This window comes from Roseateles sp. (assembly GCF_031397715.1).
Lineage (GTDB): Bacteria > Pseudomonadota > Gammaproteobacteria > Burkholderiales > Burkholderiaceae_C > Paucibacter_A.
In genome coordinates this window covers 1-3,385 of sequence record NZ_JANNMI010000328.1, presented here as the reverse complement: position 1 = coordinate 3,385, position 3,385 = coordinate 1, and the positions used below count along the sequence as shown (strand labels likewise).

At 62.5% G+C, this 3,385-nt stretch carries 5 protein-coding genes; 3 read left to right on the top strand and 2 right to left on the bottom strand.

Going from position 1 to position 3,385, the window contains the following annotated elements; all coding sequences use genetic code 11:
* The 3 genes from RMO57_RS14375 to RMO57_RS14365 form a co-directional block, all read left to right on the top strand.
* The coding region (locus RMO57_RS14375) for a PhoH family protein (RefSeq protein ID WP_310387730.1) at positions 1 to 511 on the top strand (511 nt) is incomplete at its 5' end.
* A gap of 71 nt (positions 512 to 582) precedes the next feature.
* Positions 583 to 1,419, top strand: a complete 837-nt coding sequence (locus RMO57_RS14370; protein ID WP_310387728.1) for an HAD family hydrolase — start codon at positions 583 to 585, stop codon at positions 1,417 to 1,419.
* 307 nt (positions 1,420 to 1,726) lie between these two features.
* On the top strand, positions 1,727 to 2,452 hold the full coding sequence (locus tag RMO57_RS14365; protein ID WP_310387726.1) for a C40 family peptidase: 726 nt from the start codon (positions 1,727 to 1,729) through the stop codon (positions 2,450 to 2,452).
* On the opposite strand, the gene RMO57_RS14360 is transcribed toward RMO57_RS14365, so the two are convergent.
* Both RMO57_RS14360 and RMO57_RS14355 read right to left on the bottom strand, forming a co-directional pair.
* Positions 2,409 to 2,906 carry a hypothetical protein gene (locus RMO57_RS14360; RefSeq protein WP_414896434.1) on the bottom strand — a complete coding sequence of 166 codons (498 nt, stop codon included), beginning with the start codon at positions 2,904 to 2,906 and terminating at the stop codon, positions 2,409 to 2,411. The genes RMO57_RS14365 and RMO57_RS14360 overlap by 44 nt on opposite strands.
* 12 nt (positions 2,907 to 2,918) lie before the next feature.
* On the bottom strand, positions 2,919 to 3,385 hold a 467-nt coding region (locus tag RMO57_RS14355; RefSeq protein WP_310387725.1), incomplete at its 5' end, for a MaoC/PaaZ C-terminal domain-containing protein.

The following is a 3,385-nucleotide window of genomic DNA, read 5'->3' as shown; positions in this document are numbered from 1 at the left end:
GATGGACGACCGCCGCTACACCGAGATCATCGTCACCCGCGTCACGGTGCCGGTGGGCGAGGACATCGGCTACCTGCCCGGCAACGAGGAAGAGAAGATGAGCCCGTGGATGGGCGCGCTCGACGACAACCTCGAAGTGCTCGCCAAGAGCGACGGCAGCGCCGGCGAATGGGGCCGCGCGGCGACCAACGACCTGGTGCGCAGCAAGATCAAGATCAAGAGCATGAACTTCATGCGCGGCCGTACCTTCTTGAACAAGTACGTGATCATCGACGAGGCGCAAAACCTGACGCCCAAGCAGATGAAGACCTTGATCACCCGCGCCGGCCCCGGCACCAAGATCGTCTGCCTGGGCAATTTGGCGCAGATCGACACGCCCTATTTGACCGAAGGCAGCTCGGGCCTGACCTTTGCCGTCGACCGCTTCAAGGGCTGGGCGCACAGCGGTCATGTGACCTTGGCGCGCGGCGAGCGCTCACGGCTGGCCGACTTTGCCTCTGAAGTGCTCTGACATCCAAGTCTGCTGACCATCATCCCAAAGGGCGGCCAAGCGGTCGCCCTTCTTGCTTTCTGAAATGAAAAATGAGCTTTTACATCTCAGACCTTGACGGCACCTTGCTGGACACCGAGGGGCGGCTAGCGCCCAGCACGCGAGCGGGCTTGTTGCGCCTGCTTGATGCAGGCCTGACCTTCACCGTTGCGAGCGCGCGCCACGTCTCTTCCATCCGCCAAATCCTGGGCGACTTACCGCTGCGCCTGCCCGTTATTGCTTCGAACGGCGCCTATATCAGCGAGATGGCCACGGGCCGGCACGAGCTGGTGCACGCGATCGAGCCGGCCTTGAGCCAAGCCGTGTTCGCGCTGATCCGTCAGCACGGCCTGATGCCCTTTGTTTCGACCCACGGCCCCAAGGGCGATCAGCTCTTCTACCAATCGGTACACAACGAGGCGCAGCAGGCCTTTGTCGACGAGCGCAAGCGCAATGCCGACCCACGCCTGCGCCATACCGCCCGTCTGCAAGACGAGTTAGCGACGCCGGCCGTGACCTTTGTCGTGGTGGCTCGCCATGCGCCCCTGGCGGCGCTGCAGGCTGCGATTGACGAGTGTTGCGGCGATGCGGTGGAAACCCATCTCGCCGAGGATCTTTACAAACCCGGATGGCCCTGGCTGACTGTGCATGACCGGCGCGCCACCAAAGACCAGGCCATCAAAACCTTGGCCGAGCGCTACGGCCTGCTGGAGCGCGAGGTAGTGGTGTTCGGCGATCATGTCAACGACATCAAGATGCTGCGCGCGGCACACCGCGGCATTGCCGTGGCTAACGCCATTGCGGCGGTCAAAGATGAGGCCCACCAGGTGATAGGGCCTCACCATGAAGACAGCGTGCTGAGCTTTATCGACGCCGACTGGAAGCGCTGAGGATCCAATTCAGCGGCGACAGGCAGAGCTCAAGCCCGCTTGTGCAAGCCGCCCAGCTTGCTGGCCAAATCGCCGAGGCCGACCTGCTGGTTTTGCCGACTGCCGAACCCTATCGGGTGAAACTCGGGGTTACTCTGGAATCCCGTTAAAATAGTTAAACCATGGCCCGACTTGCTGCGGGCTTTCCCTTGCTTTTCCTTAGCTAGACGACCGACTGCTTGACACCTGCAACAGCCCCCGCCTAAGCTGCGCGCCGAACACCATGCTCGACGCCCGCCTCCGCCGCCCCTCCCCGCTCACAAGTTTCTTGCCCCTGCGCCGCCTGACGGCCAGCGCGGTCGGGCTGCTTCTGTGCGTCAGTACGGCTAGCCAAGCGCAAAACGCGCCACCGCCCGGCATGGTCACCGGCGCCTGGGGGTTCAGCCAGTTGCAGGCTATCGGTTCGACCAAAGTCGTGCCACCTGCTGCGCCTGCTTCGGCAGCCCTAGTGACCCCAACGGCGGCCCCGAGTGCGAACCCTGCCGCTGACTCGGTCAGTCGTTTTTTGCAGGAACGTGGTTTTCTCTCGCCAGGCCAGGCCGAGCCCGGACGCTTGATGGAGCAAGTGCGCGACGCCGCCTCAAACCTGGTGATCTCGTCCATGAACTTCTTGGGTGTGCGCTACACACGCGGCGGCTCGTCGGAGGAGAGCGGCTTCGATTGCAGTGGCTTTACCCGCCATATTTTCGAGTCCAGTGTCGGCATGATCTTGCCGCGCCGCGCCGATGAGCAGGCCAAGATGTCGAATCTGCTGACCGTCAAGCGCGATGAGCTCAAGCCCGGCGACTTGGTGTTTTTCAACACCATGAAGCGCACCTTCTCGCATGTTGGCATCTATGTCGGTGAAGGCAAGTTCATTCACTCTCCCCGTGTCGGCGGCGCCGTGCGGGTGGAAGATATGCGTGAAGCCTATTGGGCCAAGCGCTTTACCGGCGCGCGCCGGGCCGATCTCAAGGCCGCAGAAAGTCCCGCTCAACCCAGGCCTGGGCGCTAGTCTCGGTCAATTTAAAGCCGGCGCTGACCTTCACCTCGGCCAAGACCTCGCCGTCGGCATTCTTGGCAGTCAGCGTGGCATAAGGGTTATCTTCATCGGGCACGATGTCCAAGAGCACCGTCAAGCGGCCCTTTTCGCTGTCGATCTTGAGGCTCTTGTGCAACTGGGCATGCAACTGCTGCTCATGCCGGCGCAAGACCTCGGAGGCGGTTTTCACCAAGGTGTGAAAAGCCGGTGCCGACAAAGGTTTGGGGTTCTTCTTGTCACGCCCCATGGTCCAGGGCCCGACCAGCGCCGGTTCGGCCTCACCGGCCAGCGTCATCGCCACGGCCCAACCCTCGTCGTCCTCATTCTTGATGACCTGGGCGGTCCAGCGCTCGTCGCGCCAACATAAATCGCCCTGGACCCAGGTGTCTTCGGCGTTAAGGACCATCTCTGTCAACTGTGTATTCATACAGCCAGGGTATCACGCCAGCTTGGCCACCAGGGTCAGGATGTCATAACTGGCGACCATTTCGCCGCGCTGATTCAACACCTGCACGTCCCAGGCGACCACGCCTTGCGGCGGCTGATCCGGGCGATTGCCCCGGTCGATGCGGCGTTTACAGGTCAGCCGCGCCTGAATGGTGTCGCCGATCGCCACCGGGTTGACGAAGCGCAGCGTGTCGAGTCCGTAATTGGCCAAGACCGGCCCCGGTGCGGGCGACACGAACAGACCGGCCGCCGCCGACAAGACGAAATAGCCATGCGCAATGCGCTGACCGAACTGCGTATCCTTGGCCGCGATGGCGTCGAAATGCATGTAGAAATAGTCACCCGAGACACCGCCAAAGTTGACGATATCGGCCTCGCTGACGGTGCGCCGGTGGGTCAGCAGCGAGTCCCCGATCCTCAGGTCTTCGAAGTAGCTGCGGAACGGGTGCAGCGGGGTGT

Bases quoted from the DNA above. Each gene is read 5' to 3' on its own strand.
- RMO57_RS14370 (WP_310387728.1), top strand. From the start codon at position 583: ATGAGCTTTTACATCTCAGACCTTGACGGCACCTTGCTGGACACCGAG.
- RMO57_RS14360 (WP_414896434.1), bottom strand. From the start codon at position 2,906: ATGAATACACAGTTGACAGAGATGGTCCTTAACGCCGAAGACACCTGG.